Genomic DNA, 15802 nt, shown 5'->3' with positions numbered 1-15802 from the left:
AGCGGCTCCGGGGACTTCAGGGCAGGCGATACACCAGGCAGGGATTGCCGTTGAGGCGGCGCCCCAGCACCGGGGTGAGGTCGGCCAGCGGGGTGCCCGCCAGCAATTCGCGGTCGTCGCGGGCGAGGATGATCCAGGCGCCGGACGGCAGGTGGGCCAGGTCCGCGACCTGCGGCCGGGCGATGAAGATCGGCTGCTCGTCGTGGTCCAGGTTCATCATGTAGCGGATCGCCCAGCTGTCCTGGCCGAGGCCGAAGAACACCAGGGGACCCGGCTGCTGCTGGCGCAGACCTTCCACCTGCTGGACGAAGCCGCGGGTGTCGTACTGCAGGTCCTGGGCCGGCTCCACCACCGTGACCAGCATCAGCCACTGGGCGGCCAGCGCCAGGGCGCTCAGCGTCAGCAGGCGGCGACTGCCGTCCAGCCGGCGCCAGCTGACCAGGGCGGCGATCTGCAGCAGGACGAAGGCCGGCACCAGCAGCGCCAGGGAGACATCCGGCCAGTAGCCGTGGCGCTGCCAGAGGTGACGACAGACCAGCATGGCCACCAGCGCCAGCCCGGGCAGCGCCAGCACCAGCGCGGTGTAGACTGGCGCGATGCGGCGGAACCAGCCCTCGGCGCGCAGGAGGCCATGGGCGGCGATGGCGGCCAGGAAGGGCACCATGGGCACCACATAGTAGGCGCGCTTGAAGTGCGGGATGGACAACCCGACCAGGATCAGCAGACCGCTGCCGGCCAGCCCCAGCAGCAGCCGGCGCTGGGCGGTGTGCGGCCAGGCCAGCAGGCGGCGGCGCTCGGCCGCCAGCACCAGCAGCGCCAGCGGCAGCACCGGCAGATAGCGATAGAGCCCCAGCTGCAGATAGAACCAGAACGGCTTGCCGCTCTCGTCCAGCCGGCCGGTGACCTGCATGTGCCAGACCTCGGCGGCGAAATCCGCCCCACCCTCGTGGTGGGCGAGCTGGATCAGCGTCCACCAGCCGAGGGCGAGCAGCGCCAGACCGGCCAGGCCGTAGCCGAACAGGCGTTGCAGGGCGAGGGTGCGCCGGGCCGGTTCGCCCCAGGCCACCACCAGCCAGTAGAGGCAGACCACGCCGCAGGGCTCGATGAGGCCCAGCGGACCACGGATGGCGAAGCCCAGGGCGAACAGCGGCAGCACCAGCAGGCGGCGCAGCGGGCGACCGTCACGGTCGGCGCTGTAGAGCAGGTAGAAGCAGAGCAGCACCACCAGGGCGACCAGCTGATCCAGGCAGACCGCGCGGGCCTTTTCCAGCCACTGCGGGGTCAGGGCCACCAGCAGCACCGTGAGCAGCGCCCAGGCGCGGCGGGTATCGGCCAGCAGGCGATAGGTCAGCGCCAGCACCGCGGCCGAGGCCAGGGCGGTGGGCAGCACGTTGGCCAGGTGATTGGGCGCGCCGATCACCCGCGCGGCCAGCCAGCTCAGCCAGGTGGCGGTGCCGGGATAGTCCGGATAGGGCTGGCCGTAGGTGGTGGCGAAAAAGGACGGGCCATGGCGAAACATCTCGCCGAGAAAGACCGCCCAGCGACCGTCGAAGCCCTGGGGCGCCTGGTTCCAGATGCCGAGGGTGAACATCAGGGTGGCGATCACCCCGAGCAGCAGGCTTTCGCGGCGCAGGCGACTGGCCGCCGGCAGCGCGGCCAGGGGCGCGCTGCGTGGGGTCAGGGGCATGGGCGAGACCATCAGGCGGCGTCCACACGGCGGGTGACCTGGGGACCGCCCAGGGCGGCGCCACGGCCGATGGCGAAGTACTCGATGCCGCGACGCTCCATGCGCTCGGGATCGAACAGGTTGCGCCCGTCGAAGATCAGCGGCTGATTGAGCTGGCGGGCGATCAGATCGAAGTCCGGCGCCTTGAACTGCTGCCACTCGGTGCAGATGACCAGGGCATCGGCGCCGGCCAGGGCGGCCTCGGGGGTGCCCATCAGCGCCAGGCGCTCGTCGTGGCCATAGAGGCGCTGGGCCTCGGCCATGGCCACCGGGTCGAAGGCGCGCACCTTGGCGCCGGCCGCCCAGAGGGCCTCCATCAGCACCCGGCTGGGCGCATCGCGCATGTCGTCGGTGTTGGGTTTGAAGGCCAGCCCCCAGAGGGCGAAGGTACGGCCGCGCAGGTCACCGTCGAAGTAGGTGTTGATGCGCTCGAACAGCTTGGTCTTCTGGCGCACGTTGATGGCTTCCACGGCGCGCAGCAGATCCAGCTCCACGGCGTTTTCCTCGCCGGTGCGGATCAGCGCCTGCAGGTCCTTGGGGAAGCAGGAGCCGCCGTAGCCGCAACCCGGGTAGATGAAGTGGTGACCGATGCGCGGATCGGCGCCGATGGCCTGGCGCACCGCCTCGATGTCGGCGCCGACGTGCTCGGCCAGTTCGGCGATCTGGTTGATGAAGCTGATCTTGACCGCCAGCAGGCTGTTGGCGGCGTACTTGGCCAGCTCGGCGCTGCGCAGGTCCATGCACTGGATGCGGTCATGGTTGCGGTTGAAGGGTGCATAGAGTTCGCGCATCACGTCGCGGGCCACCGGCGAGTCGGTGCCCACCACGATGCGATCGGGCTTCTTGCAGTCGGCGATGGCGGCGCCTTCCTTGAGGAATTCCGGGTTGGAGACCACCTCCACGTGCAGGGTGCGGCCCTCTTCGGCGAGCACCTCGTGGATCAGGGCGCGGACGCGGTCGCCGGTGCCCACCGGCACGGTGGACTTGTTCACCACCAGCAGCGGATCGCGGGAGACCGGCTGGCCGATCAGCGGCTCGCGGCGCAGGCGGGCGATGGTCTCGGCCACGGCGAAGACGGCGGACAGATCGGCCGAGCCATCGGCGGCCGGCGGGGTGCCGACGGCGATGAACTGCACGGCGCCATGGGCCACGGCTTCGGCGGCCTCATGGGTGAACACCAGGCGGCCGGCGGCCAGGTTGCTGCGCACCAGCTCTTCCAGACCCGGCTCATAGAGGGTCACCTCGCCGCGCTTGAGCTTGTCGATCTTGGCGCGGTCGATGTCCATGCACACCACCTGGTGGCCGACTTCCGCCAGCACGGCGGCCTGCACCAGACCCACGTAGCCGATGCCGAAAACGCTGATGTTCATAGGGTATTCCTCAGGGTGGGAGCGGCGCTGGCGCGGGGCCCGCCGACAAGGGCGACACCGGCCACGACCAGCGCGACGCCCAGGGTTTTCCAGGGGGTGAAGGATTCGGCGGCGCCTGGCAGCCAGGCCGCGCCGAGGTGGACGAAGACGTAGGAGAGGCCGAGCGCCGCATAGGCGCGACCCAGCGGCAGGCGCGCCAGGGCGGCCAGCCAGGCCAGCAGCGACAGGCCGTAGCAGAAGATGCCCAGGGCCAGCAGCAGCCCGGCCGTACTCAGCAGCGACTCGGGCGCGCCGACCCAGCTGGCCATGGCCGGCAGCCGCACCAGCGCCGCGCGCAGGGCGAGTTGCGCCAGGGTGGTGAGCAGGATGCTCAGGCCGAGGGGCAGCAGGCCGTTCATAGCTGGCCACCCAGCAGCGCGGCGCCGGCGACGATGCACAGGCAGCCACACCAGGCGCGGGCGTCCACCACCTCGCCGAACACCAGGCGCGCCAGCAGGGTCACCGCCAGGGTGTTGAGCGAGAGCAAGGGATAGGCGACGCCCACCGGCACCCGCTGCAGCACCGCGCACCAGACCAGCAGGGCCAGGCCCAGGCAGACCAGGGCGCCCCACAACCAGGGCGACCGCAGGCGTGCGGCCAGCGCATTACCGGCGGCTACCGCGCGCTTCTGGCCCAGTTGGCCGGCGCTGGTGAGGCCGATCACCACGGCGATCAGCAGGCCGTCGAGGGCGGTCATGGCGTCGGCCTCGGATAGACCAGCAGCACCAGGCGCTCGCTGGCGATGCTCTCGCCCGGCTCGGGCAGACTGTCGAGCAGCTGGCGATCGCTGGGGCCGTCGACCCGCAAGAGGATGGCCACCGGACCCTGGTCGCGATGGGCGGCGAGCCAGGCGGCCAGGTCGCGCTCTTCGATCAGCCGGCCGCTGGCCGGCTCGCGGGCGAAGCCGTACTTGAGTTCGCCCGGACCGCCCACCAGCACCACGTCATCGCGGTGGGTGGCCCAGGCCAGGCTGGCGGCCACGCCGAGGTCGTTGCTGACCAGCAGGCCGGCATTCTTGAAGTGGCCGAGCTGGGCCTGGATGAAGGTGCTCGGCAGCTTGTTGTCGACCAGGCCGTTGGGCAGGGCGATGGACAGCAGCGGCAGCAGCACCCAGAGCGCCAGGGCCGGCGCCAGCAGGGTGCGCCGCGGCCAGACCAGCGCGGCCAAGCCGGCCAGCAGCAGCGCCAGGGGCGCCAGCAGGGCCAGGGCGCGGGTCAGGCCTTCGCCGCTTTCATAGAGGCGACCGCCATAGATCAGCAGGGCGGCAAGGCCGGCCAGGCCCAGCAGCAGATTGCACAGGCCGTTCAGCCGCAGGGCACCGGTGGCGCCGCGCCGGCCCGCCTCCTGCAGGGTGCGCGCCAGCAGCGGCACCAGGGCGGCCAGGGTCGGCAGCAGGTAGGTCGGCAGCTTGCCGCGGCTGAGGCTGAAGAACAGCAGCTGGCCGACCACGGCGATGCCGAGGAAGGCGGTGCCGCGGTGACGCCGGTCCTGCCAGAGCTGGCCCAGGGTACGCGGCAGGAGGCCGGCCCAGGGCAGGATGGCCAGCAGCAGCACCGGGCCATAGAACCAGAACGGCCGCTCGTGCTGGGCATCCTGGCCGGCGAAACGCTGGATGTGCTCGTGCCAGAAGAAAAAATTCCAGAAATCCGCATCGCGCCGGGCCACCAGCAGCGCCCAGGGGGCCACCACCAGGATCGCCACCAGCACAGCCAGGGGACCGCGGCAGAGCAACTCGCCCAGGCGCCGCTGCAGGAGGAAGAAGGGCACGGCCACCAGCACCGGCAGCACCAGGGCGAGAAAGCCCTTGGTCAGCAGGCCGCAGCCACAGGCCAGCCCCAGCAGCGCCCATTGCACCAGGGCCGCGCCGCGGGTCTCGGCGGCCTGGGCCTGCCAGAGGGCGAGCAGCGCCAGGGCCATCCAGAAGGCGAACTGGGCGTCGAGGGTCACGTAGGTGGCCAGCCCCGCCACGGCCACGCAGGAGAGATAGACCACCCCGGCGAGCAGCGCCAGCGGGCGGTCCTGCCAGATCAGCCGGGTCAGGCGCACCACCAGGGCGGCGGTGGCCAGGCTGGCCAGCAGTGGCACCAGGCGCACGCTGAACAGCGAGTCACCGAGCCAGGCCTGGGCGATGGCCTGGGTCCAGTAGCCGCCGATGGGTTTCTCGAAATAGGGCAGGCCGAGGAAGTGCGGCACCACCCAGTCGCCACGCCGCCAGAGTTCCTGGGCGATCTGCGCATAGCGCGACTCGTCCGGAATCCACAGGCCGCGCCAGGCCAGCGGCAGGGCATAGGCCAGCAGCGCCAGCGGCAGCAGCATCCACAGGCGACGCCGACTCATGCCTGCACGCCCAGCCAGCCCTGGCGGCCGGCCAGGCTGCCACGCACCAGATTGCCCGCGGGCAACTGGCGCGGATCGGCCGGCAGGCGATCGCCCAGGGTCAGGAACAGGATGCCCTGCTCCCGCGCGGCCTTGAGCAGGGCGCGGAAGTCATTGGCGAAGGCAATGCCTTCCACCTCGGCGTGCAGGGTGTAGACGTTGAGCGCCCCCGGACGGAAGCGCTTGAGCAGATAGCCGTTCCAGTCACCGGCGGCCAGCTCCGGGCCGACCACCTCGTCGAAGGTCGGCATGTCCACCGGCACCTGGGGGGTGCCGTGACTGCCATTGCCCAGCCGCGGACGAAACAGCGCACTGCCGCGGCAATCGCTGTTGTAGCGGAGGCCGAAGGCCTCCTTGGCCAGCACCACGCGCGGATCGGCGCGCCAGCCGGCGGCGGCGGAGCAGTCGACCCTGGCGCCGAGGATGTCTTCCAGGGCCTGCAGGCCACGGCCGAATTCCTGACCTAGACGCTCCAGGCTCCAGCTGCCGGTATGGGCCTGCCAGGCGTGGTGATCCCAGGCGTGCAAGCCGACCTCGTGGCCGCGGGCGCGGGTCTCGCGCATCAGGTGACCGAGGTCGCGACCGATGGGCCGACCCGGCCAGGCGGTGCCGGCCAGCAGGATGTCCCAGCCATAGAGGCTGGCGGCCTTGGACCTCAGCATCTTCCACAGGAAGGTGGGCTTCACCAGGCGCCAGAGGTGGCGCCCCATGTTGTCCGGTCCGACGCTGAAGAAGAAGGTGGCCTTGACCCCGGCCTCGTCCAGCAGGTCGAGCAGCCGCGGTACCCCTTCGCGGGTGCCGCGATAGGTGTCCACGTCGATGCGCAGGCTGGCCGGGATCAGGGTGTTCATCAGGCCTCCCGCTGCGCCAGGGCTTCGCGCAGGAAGAAGTCCAGCGTCTTGCCGACGGTGGCGGCCATGGCGGTGGTCGGCTGCCAGTCGATCAGGCGACGGGCGTTTTCCACGCTGGGCTTGCGGTGGGCCACGTCCTGGTAGCCGTCGCCGTAGAAGCTCTTGCTCTCCACCTCGCGGAAGCCGGCGAAGGGCGGGAATTCGTGGCGCAGCGGATGGGCCTCGAACTGCGCCAGCAGCTCTTCGGCCAGTTCGCGGATGCTCGCTTCGTTGTCCGGGTTGCCGATGTTGACGATCTGGCCGTCGCAGCGACCGCCCCTGTTCTCGATGATGCGGAACAGCGCCTCGATGCCGTCGTCGACGTCGGTGAAGCAGCGCTTCTGGGCGCCCCCGTCGACCAGCTTGATCGGGGTGCCTTCCACCAGGTTGAGGATCAGCTGGGTGATGGCGCGGGAGCTGCCGATGCGCGCCGAGTCCAGACGATCCAGGCGCGGGCCCATCCAGTTGAACGGACGGAACAGGGTGAATTTCAGGCCCTTGGCGCCATAGGCCCAGATGACCCGGTCGAGCAGCTGCTTGGAGACCGAGTAGATCCAGCGCTGCTTGTTGATCGGGCCGACCACCAGGTTGGAGCGGTCTTCGTCGAAGCGCTCGTCCTGGCACATGCCGTACACCTCGGAGGTGGACGGGAAGATCACGCGCTTGCCGTATTTCACGCAGTGGCGAACGATCTTGAGGTTTTCCTCGAAGTCCAGTTCGAACACGCGCAGCGGATTGCGGGTGTATTCGATGGGGGTGGCGATGGCCACCAGCGGCAGCACCACGTCGCACTTCTTGATGTGGTATTCCAGCCACTCGGTGTGGATGGAGATGTCGCCTTCCACATAGTGGAAATTCGGATTGGCCTTGAGCCGCTCGATGGCATCGGAGCCGATATCGAGGCCATAGACCTCGTACTCGCCGTCGGCCAGCAGGCGCTCGGAGAGGTGGTTGCCGATGAAGCCGTTGACGCCCAGGATCAGCACCCGGGTGCGGCGCTTGGCGCGGCGATCCTGGCGATGCAGGCGGGCACCGGCCACGAGGCCGGCTTCGCGGGCCAGTTGCGGACCGGACAGATAGAGGCCGTTGTCGCCCAGCTGGCCGGCCTGGATTTCCAGGACGCCCTCGCCACAGGCGATGCGCAGCGGCTCCAGGCTCAGCACGCTGCCGGGGGTCTGGCCATGGCTTTCCTGGCGGGCCTGGGCGCTCCAGACGATCAGCTTGCGGTCACCGATCCAGCCGAAGGCGCCCGGATAGGGTTGGGTCACGGCGCGCACCAGGTTGCCCAGTTCCACGGCCGGACGACTCCACTCCAGCTCGCCATCGGCGGCGCTGCGCCGGCCAAAGGTGGTGGCCTGGCTTTCGTCCTGCTCGCGCTCGCTCAGCCGGCCTTCGGCCAGGGCCGGCAGGCTGTCGCGCAGGAGCGTCTGGCTGGCTTCGCGCAGCTTGGCGTGCAGGGTCAGGGCGGTGTCGTCGGCGGCGATGGCGACGCGCTGCTGGGCGACGATGGCGCCGGCGTCGGCGCGCTTGACCATGCGGTGCAGGGTCACGCCGGTCTCGGTCTCGCCGTTGACCAGCACCCAGTTGGCCGGGGCGCGACCGCGATAGCGCGGCAGCAGCGAACCGTGGAGGTTGTAGGCGCCGCGCTTGGCGCAGGCCAGGACGTCGCCCGACAGCAGGTTGCGGTAATAGAAGGAGAAGATGAAATCCGGTTCCAGGGCGCGGATGCGCTCGACCCAGATCGGGTGGTTGACGTCTTCCGGCGCGTGCACCGGGATGCCGTGGCGGGCGCAAAGCTGGGCCACCGAACCGAAGAAGCGGTTTTCGCTCGGGTCATCCGGGTGGGTGAAGACGGCGGCGATGGGATAGCCGGCCTGGATCAGCGCGGTGAGGCCGGCGCAGCCGATGTCGTGGTAGGCGAAGACGATGGCGGTTTTCATCAGGGGCTTTCCTGTTACTGGACCTGGCGCAGCGGCGCCGGCGAAGGAGAAAGGGTGGCGGCGCGGATCACTTGTTCCACGTGGAACCGGGGCCGGGCACGGACGTCGTGGTACACCCGGCCGAGGTACTCGCCGAGCAGACCGAGGCCGACGAACTGGGCGCCGGTAAAGATGAACAGCACGGCGAACAGCGAGAACACGCCATCGGCCGCCCACTCGGCGCCGTGGGTGACGCGCAGCACCAGCAGCAGCGCGGCGAAGAGGAAGCCGAAGACCGCCAGGCCGCCGCCGAACAGGCTGAGCATGCGCAGCGGGGTGGTGGTCATGCAGGTCAGCAGGTCGAACATCAGGTTGATCAGCTTGAGGAAGCCGTACTTGGAATCCCCGTGTTCGCGCTCGGCGTGGGCCACCTCGATCTCGGTGGTGTGGCGGGCGAAGCTGTTGGCCAGGATCGGGATGAAGGTGCTGCGCTCGTGGCAGGCCAGCATCGACTGCACCACCTGGCGGCGATAGGCGCGCAGCATGCAGCCGTAGTCGCGCATGGCGACGCCGGTGGAGCGCTGCACGGCGCGGTTGATCAGCCGCGACGGCAGGGTGCGCAGGTAGGAATCCTGGCGCTGCTGGCGCACGGTGCCGACCACGTCGTAGCCCTGGGCGGCGGTGTGCACCAGGCGCGGGATCTCTTCCGGCGGATTCTGCAGGTCGGCGTCCAGGGTGATGATCAGATCGCCCCGCGCCTGCTCGAAGCCGGCGAGGATCGCCGAGTGCTGGCCGTAGTTGCGATTGAGCAGCACCGCCACGACTGGGCTGTCCGGCTCGCTGGCAACCCGCTGCAGGATCTCGGCGCTGCGGTCGCGACTGCCGTCGTCGACCAGGATGATCTCCACCTGGCAATCCAGCAGGCGGCAGGCGGCGCGGGTGCGGCGCAAGAGTTCCGGCAGGCTGGCTTCTTCGTTGTAGACGGGGATCACCACGGATACCCGGTCGATGGCATAGGGCTTCATGCGCCTTTCTCCAGCAGGTCTTCGATGGCGCCGACCACGCGGTCGACGTCGGCGAGGGTCATGTCGGGAAACAGCGGGATGGAGCACAGCCGTGCCGAATTCCATTCGCTGTTGGGCAGCGCCAGCTCGGGCCAGCGCTCGCGGTACCAGGGATGCAGGTGGGTGGCGGTGAAATGGATGCCGGTGCCGATGCCGCGCGCCTTGAGGCCGGCCATGAAGGCTTCGCGCTCCAGGCCGCAACGCTCGGGGCAGATGCGCAGGATGTAGAGGTGCCAGGCGTGGGTCTGGGCGTAGTCGGGCAGCGCCAGGGGCGCGACCGGCAGCTGGGCCAGGCGCTGGGTGTAGGCCTGGGCCAGCAGCCGGCGACGGCTGTTGATGTCGCCCAGGCGATCCAGCTGCACCAGGGCCAGGGCGGCGTGGATGTCCGAGAGGTTGTACTTGAAGCCGGGCTCCTGCACCTGGGCCTGGGGCTTGCGACCCAGGGTCTGGCGGTCGAAGGCATCCACCGCCAGGCCGTGGAATTTCAGCCGGCGCACCCGCTCGGCCAGGGTGGCGTCGTCGGTCACCAGCATGCCGCCCTCGGCGCAGGTCAGGTTCTTGATGGCGTGAAAGCTGAAGATGGCGGTGCCGCGCTGGCCGATGGGCTCGCCCTGGTATCGGGTGCCGGCGGCGTGGGCGGCGTCTTCGATCAGCGCCACGCCGTGCTCGCGGGCCAGGGCGCGCAGCGGAGCCAGGTCGCAACTGGCGCCGGCGTAGTGCACCGGCACGATGGCCTTGGTGCGCGGGGTGATGGCGGCGGCCACCTGCTCGGCGGAGACCATCAGGGTGTCGCGGTCGACGTCGACGAACACCGGGGTGGCGCCGATCAGGGTGATCATGTTGGCGGTGGAGACCCAGGTCAGCGAGGGGGTGATCACCTCGTCGCCTGGGCCGATGTCCAGCGCCAGCAGGGTCACGTGCATGGCGGCGGTGGCCGAGCACAGGGCCACGGCATGGGCGGCGCCCACCGAATCGGCGAAGCGCTCTTCCAGCAGGTTGGCCTGGGGCCCGGTGGTGATCCAGCCCGAGGTCAGCACCTGGCTCACCGCGGCCACTTCCTCGGCGCCGATGCTGGGCCGGGAGAACGGCAGGAAGGGCTCGTCCAGCTGGCGCGGGGCGGTGCTCTGGGACAGATCGGTCATGGCGGCTCATCCGAAGCGAGGGGCGCCGGAACAGGACAGCCGACGCGATGAGCCCAGGCTAAGGCGTCTTGCCTTACGGCCCCCTTAGCGCAACCTGACAACTGCCTGACAGCCGGTCAGCTCGCCGGTCACCCCCGTGAACCTCTTGGCAAACAAGGGCTTAGCCCACGACGAATGGGGTGCCGGTGGTCGGTGAGAGGCCTAGAATGCTGACCCCTGCCGCCCTGGCAGTCCCGAACCTGACACGAGAGACGACCGCGCCCATGCTGGACAACACCCTGAGCGAACTGGAAACCGCCATCCGCGACCTGCTGCAGCGCAACCAGCGCCTGACCGCCCGCACCCAGGAACTGGAGCAGGCGCTGCTGGCCGCGCGCGACGAAAACGACACCCTGCAACTGAGTCTGCTGGAGCAGGAAGAACACGGCGCCAGCACCCGCCAGCGCGTGGAAGGCCTGCTGGCCCTGCTGTCCGCGCAGTCCGTCGAGCAGGCCGTGGCCGCCGACGCCGAGCAGCGCCACGCGGCCAGCGTCGAGTGAAGACCGCCAAGACGGGCGCCGACGACGAGGTGGAGGTGCTCGGTCGCCGCTACCGCTTCAAGGTGGCCGAAGGCGACCGCGCCGCCCTGCAACAGGCCGCCGCCCGCCTGCGCGACGAACTGGTCGCCATCCAGGGCGACCGCCGTCGCGGTGACGCCACCGAGCTGCTGGTGCTGGCCGCCCTGCGCCTGAGCCTGGACACCGCCGCCGACGCCGGCGCCCTCAATGCCCTCGACGCCCGCCTCCAGGCCCTGACCGCCGAGGTCCGGGCGGCGCAGGAGGCGTAGGAAGCGGGTTGGAATAAGGGAGCCGCGCCGCGCGAAGCTACCGGCATGCGGAGTCACGATACCCGCGTGGAAAACGCATTGCGGTTTTCCACCCTACGCCAGCCCACCCCCCGCGCCGCTCCGCCCCCTCTCCCTCCGGGAGAGGGCTGGGGTGAGGGCCGCCCCCACCACCGCGTTCCCACGCAACCGCCCTGCCCCGGCCATCTTGACCGCCCCGCGGCCCCGTGCGAGCTTCGGTGCCCTTTCCCCTGCCCCGGAGGTCCCTCATGTCGGGTATTCGCTGGCTCGCCCTTCCGCTCTTGAGCATCGCCCTCGGCGCCCAGGCCGCGCCGGCGCCGCTGCCGGCCCTGTTGGATGCCATGGCCCAGCGCCTGACGCTGGCCGATGGGGTCGCCCGCAGCAAGCACGACAGCGGCAAGCCGGTACTGGACGAAGCCCGCGAGCGCCAGGTGCTGCAGGAGGTCGCCCAGGCCGCGCCCGCAGCCGCCGTCTCCCCGGCCACAGCCCAGACCTTTTTCGCCGCCCAGATGGAAGCCAACAAGCTGGTGCAATACGGCCTGCTGCAGGCCTGGCGGCGCCACGAACGGCCGCTGCCCGCCAAGACGACGGACCTGACGACGCTCAGGACCCAGCTGAACGAACTCCAGGCCAGGCTGCTCGGCGGTCTCGCCGCCACCGGCGAACTGCGCGGCGCCGCGGACTGCCCGGCGCAACTGGACCGCGCCCTCGCCGCCCACCTCGCCGCCGCGCGCCCCGATGATCTCCACCGCCTGGCCCTGGTGCGGGCGCTGGGCGATTTCTGCGCCCTGCCCCGCTGAGCGCCTGTGCATAATCGGCGCTACGGCGACCGAATCGCGTTGAATCCGAGGATCACCCATGCACATCCTGCTGGTCGAAGATGACGCCACCCTGGCCGACGGCATCCGCCGCGTCCTGGAAGGCCATGGCATGCAGGTCGACCTCCTGCGCAACGGCGCCGAGGCCGATGCCTGGCTGCGCACCACTCGCTTCGCCGTGGTGGTGCTGGACATCGGCCTGCCCGGTGGCCTGGACGGCTTCGAGGTGGTCCGCCGCCTGCGCCAGCGTGGCAGCGACCAGCCGGTGCTGCTGCTCACCGCCCGCGACGCCATCGACGACCGGGTGCATGGCTTCGAGGTGGGCGCCGACGACTACCTGGTCAAGCCCTTCGCCGTGCCCGAGCTGGTGGCGCGGATCAAGGCGCTGGTGCGTCGCGCCGGTGGCCAGAACAGCGCCGACCTGACCCTCGGCGCCCTGCGCCTGGACACCGCCGCCCACCAGGCGCGCCTCGGTGACACCGCGCTGGACCTCTCGGCGCGCGAGTGGGCGGTGCTCGAACACCTCTTGCGCCAGGCCGGCAAGGTGGTCTCCAAGCAGCAGATCATCGACGCCCTGGCGCCCTGGGGCAGCGAAGACCTGACCCACAACGCCGTGGAGGTCTATGTCTCGCGGCTACGGCTGAAACTGGCCGACTCCGGGGTCGGTATCCGCACCGTGCGCGGCTTCGGCTATCGCCTGGAAGAAGCGGCGCCATGACCGCCACCGCGCCCAGCCTGCGCCGGCGGCTGCTGAAATGGCTGGTGCTGCCGGTGCTGCTGGTCAACCTCGGCGGCGCCGTGGTCAGCTACCAGTTCGCCCGCAAACCGGCCTTCAGCGCCCTGGACGGCGACCTCACCGACGCGGCGATCCTGCTGCTCGAACAGCTGGAGGTGGACGGCAACGGCCGCCTGTGGCTGCCGACGGAAGCCGACTACCTGCTGCGCCACAACAGCCACGACCACGTCTGGCTGGCGGTGCGCGCCCTCGACGGCCAGCTGCTGTTCGGCGATGCCGCCATGCCGGTCCAGGAGATCACCGAGGAGATGCGCGACGGCCATACCACCGCGCTGCGCACCCGCATCAACGACCGCTCGGTGTTCATGGTCGGCCGCCTCGGCGAGGTGGCCGGGCAACCGGTGGTGGCCAGCGTGGCCCAGACCCTGAGTCGCCACACCGCCGCCCTGCAGCGCATGGTGCTGACCCTGGTGGCGGTGCAGATCCTGGTCGCCCTGCTGATCGCCGCCCAGCTGCTCTGGGCGGTGCGCCGCGGCCTCAAGCCGCTGGAACGGCTGGAGCGTCAGCTCGACAGTCGCCACTACGATGACCTGGCGCCGCTGCGCGAAGAGGGTGCGCCCCGCGAACTGGGCACCTTCGTCACCGCGCTCAACGGCCTGCTGCTGCGCATCCGCGAGGGCGCGCGCAACCAGCGCGCCTTTCTCGACGACATGGCCCACCAGCTGCGCACCCCGCTGGCGGGCATCAGCACCCTGACCCAGTGGCTGCGCCAGCGCCATGCCGGCGATGCCGAAAGCGCCGCGGCGCTGGCGCAACTCCAGGCCGCCACCGAGCGCATGACCCGCCAGACCAACCAGTTGCTGACCCTGGCCCGCGCCGCCACCGCGCGGCTGGAGAGTCCGCCGCGCGAGCCGCTGCGGCTGGACGAACTGATCGGCGAAGCCATGCCCAGCCAGCTGGCCCAGGCCGATGGCCACGGCATCGACCTGGGCTACGAACTGGAGCCGCAGACCGTGCAGGGCAACGCCTTCCAGCTGCGCGACCTGCTCGACAACCTGGTCGACAATGCCCTCAGATACACCCCGCGCGGCGGTCAGGTCACGGTCCGCCTGCGCGGCCAGGCCGGGGCCACGGTGCTGGAGGTGGAAGACGACGGCCCGGGCATTCCCGAGGCGGAGCGCGAACGCATCTTCGAGCGCTTCTATCGCCTCGACCGCGGCATCCACGGTACCGGCCTGGGCCTGGCCATCGTCCGCGACATCGCCACCGCCCACGACGCCGGCATCGAACTGGCCACCGCCACCGGCGGTCAGGGCCTGCGCGTGGCCATCCACTTCCCGCCCCTGGTCGTGCCTGCCGTGGAGGTCCCCGCGTAGGTTGAGCGCGTAGCCCAACAAAGTGTCGCCCTCCTGCCGCCTAAAAAATCATCGCGGCCATGGGCCGCTCCTACAGGCACGGACGCCACTGTAGGAGCGGTCGCTACGGCGCACCGGCATGGCCGCGATACGCGATCAAGACAGTTGCTCCTACAGGCTGTGGGACAACCGTAGGAGCGGCCGTATCGGCGGACCGCCATGGCTACGATCAGGTTGAGCTGGGCCCCGCGAAGCCCGATACACCCCGGCCCAACCCCTTACCGCCCCCGCCACCCCGGATTCTCCAGCAGCACCGCCATCCCCTGCCCACCGCCGATGCACACCGCCGCCACCCCGTACCTGAGCCCCTCGGCGCGCAGCTGGCGGGCCAGGGTGATGGCCAGGCGCAGGCCGGTCGCAGCCAGCGGATGCCCCAGGGCGATGGCGCCGCCATGCACATTGAGTCGCGCCGGATCCAGTTCCAGAGCCTGCTGCACCGCCAGCAGCTGGGCGCCCTGGGCTTCGTTGATCTCCAGGCGGTCGATGGCCTCCAGCCTGAGGCCGGCGCGGTCGAGCAGGCCCTGGATGGCCGGCACCGGGCCGCTGCCCATGACGTCCGGCGATACCCCCACCACACAACTGCCGCGCACCCAGGCCAGCGCCCGCTCCGGCGCGGCGTCCGCGCCCCGTGCCAGCAGCACGGCGGCGGCGCCGTCGGCCACCGCGCAGCTGTTGCCGGCGGTCTGCACCCCGCCCGGATGCACTGGCGTCAGCCGTGCCAGGGCCTCCCGCGAGGTCTCCCGCGGATGGCTGTCCTGCTCGACCCCCGCGCAACCCCGCGGCAGACGCAACTCCCGCGGCGCCAGACCTTCAGCCGCGAAACGCGCCGCCGTCACCGGCACGACCTCCTCGCGAAACCAGCCCTGGCGCTGGGCCGCCAGGGCGCGCTCGAAACTCCGCAGCGCCCAGGCATCCACCGCCTCGCGGGCGATGCCATGGCGTTGCGCCAGGCGCTCGGCGGTGGCGATCATGTCCAGTCCGGCCGCCGGGTCCTTGAGCGCTTCCCAGAGAAAGTCGTGGAATTCCACCGGCGCGCCGAGGCGAAAGCCGCTGCGGTGGGTGTAGGCGGCGATGGGATTGCGGGTCATGGACTCGGCCGCCACGCACAGCACCCGGCTAGCCTGACCGCTCTGCAACTGATCGCCGGCCTGGCGCAGCAGCTCCAGGCCGGTGCCGCAGACCCGTTGCACCTGCAGCGCCGGCACCGCCTCGGGCACCCCGGCATAGAGGCCGATATGGCGTGGCAGCAGATAGGCATCGAAGCTGGCCTGGGCCACCGAGCCGGCCAGCACGGAATCCACCGCTCCGGCCTCATGCCCGCGCGCCAGCAGCGCCCTCGCCACGGCGATGCCCAGGTCGGTGGGTGATACCTGCCCCAGGGCGCCATTCAGATCGGTCCAGGGCGTGCGCACGCCATCCAGCAGCAGGACATCGTCGTAGAGCGCAGTCATTCCAATGGGCAT

The 15802-nt window shown here is 70.6% G+C and carries 15 protein-coding genes; 5 read left to right on the top strand and 10 right to left on the bottom strand.

Annotated features, from left to right (window positions below):
* Window positions 1-16: 16 nt before the first annotated feature.
* The 9 genes from ACZ5R1_RS00835 to arnB are packed head-to-tail and all read right to left on the bottom strand — an operon-like array spanning window position 17 to window position 10490.
* Window positions 17-1699 carry a glycosyltransferase family 39 protein gene (locus tag ACZ5R1_RS00835; RefSeq protein ID WP_042135174.1) on the bottom strand — a complete coding sequence of 561 codons (1683 nt, stop codon included), beginning with the start codon at window positions 1697-1699 and terminating at the stop codon, window positions 17-19.
* Window positions 1699-3096 (bottom strand): UDP-glucose dehydrogenase family protein, encoded by a 1398-nt coding sequence (locus ACZ5R1_RS00830; protein ID WP_027598081.1) that lies wholly within the window; start codon window positions 3094-3096, stop codon window positions 1699-1701. The genes ACZ5R1_RS00835 and ACZ5R1_RS00830 overlap by 1 nt, the downstream gene beginning before the upstream one ends.
* Entirely contained in the window at window positions 3093-3494 is a 402-nt protein-coding gene (gene arnF, locus ACZ5R1_RS00825) for a 4-amino-4-deoxy-L-arabinose-phosphoundecaprenol flippase subunit ArnF (protein ID WP_042135171.1), read from the bottom strand. The genes ACZ5R1_RS00830 and arnF overlap by 4 nt, the downstream gene beginning before the upstream one ends.
* Window positions 3491-3832: an EamA family transporter gene (locus tag ACZ5R1_RS00820; protein WP_007161489.1), complete on the bottom strand. Its 342-nt coding sequence runs from the start codon at window positions 3830-3832 to the stop codon at window positions 3491-3493. The genes arnF and ACZ5R1_RS00820 overlap by 4 nt, the downstream gene beginning before the upstream one ends.
* Window positions 3829-5472 carry a lipid IV(A) 4-amino-4-deoxy-L-arabinosyltransferase gene (arnT, locus tag ACZ5R1_RS00815; RefSeq protein WP_255211813.1) on the bottom strand — a complete coding sequence of 548 codons (1644 nt, stop codon included), beginning with the start codon at window positions 5470-5472 and terminating at the stop codon, window positions 3829-3831. The genes ACZ5R1_RS00820 and arnT overlap by 4 nt, the downstream gene beginning before the upstream one ends.
* Window positions 5469-6350: a 4-deoxy-4-formamido-L-arabinose-phosphoundecaprenol deformylase gene (gene arnD / locus ACZ5R1_RS00810; protein WP_042135449.1), complete on the bottom strand. Its 882-nt coding sequence runs from the start codon at window positions 6348-6350 to the stop codon at window positions 5469-5471. The genes arnT and arnD overlap by 4 nt, the downstream gene beginning before the upstream one ends.
* An 11-nt stretch (window positions 6351-6361) precedes the next feature.
* A complete protein-coding gene (gene arnA / locus ACZ5R1_RS00805; RefSeq protein ID WP_464712756.1) occupies window positions 6362-8341 on the bottom strand; it encodes a bifunctional UDP-4-amino-4-deoxy-L-arabinose formyltransferase/UDP-glucuronic acid oxidase ArnA in 1980 nt (659 codons plus the stop codon).
* Between the two features lie 14 nt (window positions 8342-8355).
* Entirely contained in the window at window positions 8356-9345 is a 990-nt protein-coding gene (gene arnC / locus ACZ5R1_RS00800; protein WP_074583455.1) for an undecaprenyl-phosphate 4-deoxy-4-formamido-L-arabinose transferase, read from the bottom strand.
* On the bottom strand, window positions 9342-10490 hold the full coding sequence (gene arnB, locus ACZ5R1_RS00795; protein WP_139346900.1) for a UDP-4-amino-4-deoxy-L-arabinose aminotransferase: 1149 nt from the start codon (window positions 10488-10490) through the stop codon (window positions 9342-9344). Before arnB ends, arnC begins: the two co-directional genes overlap by 4 nt.
* A gap of 242 nt (window positions 10491-10732) precedes the next feature.
* Between arnB and ACZ5R1_RS00790 the strand changes: the two genes are divergently transcribed.
* From ACZ5R1_RS00790 to ACZ5R1_RS00770, 5 genes are all read left to right on the top strand, one after another.
* The gene (locus ACZ5R1_RS00790; protein WP_256326388.1) at window positions 10733-11065 is read left to right on the top strand and encodes a hypothetical protein; all 333 of its coding nucleotides are present in this window, start codon (window positions 10733-10735) and stop codon (window positions 11063-11065) included.
* On the top strand, window positions 11062-11352 hold the full coding sequence (gene zapA / locus ACZ5R1_RS00785; RefSeq protein WP_007161496.1) for a cell division protein ZapA: 291 nt from the start codon (window positions 11062-11064) through the stop codon (window positions 11350-11352). Before ACZ5R1_RS00790 ends, zapA begins: the two co-directional genes overlap by 4 nt.
* A gap of 266 nt (window positions 11353-11618) precedes the next feature.
* Window positions 11619-12170, top strand: coding sequence for a chorismate mutase (locus tag ACZ5R1_RS00780; RefSeq protein ID WP_288404381.1), 552 nt, complete (start codon window positions 11619-11621; stop codon window positions 12168-12170).
* A gap of 58 nt (window positions 12171-12228) precedes the next feature.
* On the top strand, window positions 12229-12906 hold the full coding sequence (locus tag ACZ5R1_RS00775) for a response regulator transcription factor (protein ID WP_007160283.1): 678 nt from the start codon (window positions 12229-12231) through the stop codon (window positions 12904-12906).
* A complete protein-coding gene (locus ACZ5R1_RS00770) occupies window positions 12903-14300 on the top strand; it encodes a sensor histidine kinase (protein WP_074583452.1) in 1398 nt (465 codons plus the stop codon). Before ACZ5R1_RS00775 ends, ACZ5R1_RS00770 begins: the two co-directional genes overlap by 4 nt.
* Window positions 14301-14557: 257 nt before the next feature.
* Here ACZ5R1_RS00770 and ACZ5R1_RS00765 read toward each other — a convergent pair whose 3' ends face one another.
* Complete coding sequence (locus ACZ5R1_RS00765; protein WP_115946183.1) at window positions 14558-15790, bottom strand: thiolase family protein; 1233 nt, start codon at window positions 15788-15790, stop codon at window positions 14558-14560.
* Window positions 15791-15802 lie beyond the last annotated feature (12 nt).

It is taken from the genome of Pseudomonas sp. Pso3, from assembly GCF_055393275.1.
The sequence above is the reverse complement of the archived record's forward strand: the minus strand, read 5'-3'. Positions and strand labels throughout refer to the sequence as shown.